Source organism: Thalassolituus sp. UBA3500, from assembly GCF_002377545.1.
Lineage (GTDB): Bacteria > Pseudomonadota > Gammaproteobacteria > Pseudomonadales > Oceanobacteraceae > Thalassolituus.
In genome coordinates, this window is record NZ_DFQB01000052.1 from 1 (window position 1) to 378 (window position 378).

A 378-nucleotide genomic window follows, 5' to 3' on the forward strand; every position below is an offset into this window, starting at 1 on the left:
TCTCCTGTGTCTACCAATTCCACCACCCGGGCGAACGGGCTTCTGACTAAATACGTCAGGAGTAAGTGGAGGCGCGAGCCGGAGTCGAACCGGCCTACGTGGATTTGCAATCCAGTGCATAACCGCTTTGCTATCGCGCCTAATCATTGCATCTGCACCAGTATTGATGCATTTGCCTAAACAGCGCTCTATTGACGCGCTTTGGTATTCATTTCTTAGGGTAAGAAAGAATGGAGCGGGAAAGGAGGCTCGAACTCCCGACCCCAACCTTGGCAAGGTTGTGCTCTACCAACTGAGCTATTCCCGCAATGGCATCCCCAAGGGGATTCGAACCCCTGTTACCGCCGTGAAAGGGCGGTGTCCTAGGCCTCTAGACGA

General features: G+C 53.7%; 3 tRNA genes. All 3 read right to left on the minus strand.

Annotated elements, in window-relative coordinates:
• Positions 1 to 66 precede the first annotated feature (66 nt).
• Positions 67 to 140 (minus strand) — tRNA-Cys (locus B2R29_RS12695).
• A gap of 91 nt (positions 141 to 231) precedes the next feature.
• Positions 232 to 307 (minus strand) — tRNA-Gly (locus tag B2R29_RS12700).
• A 2-nt stretch (positions 308 to 309) separates the two neighbouring features.
• Positions 310 to 378: transfer RNA gene (locus tag B2R29_RS12705), tRNA-Glu, on the minus strand.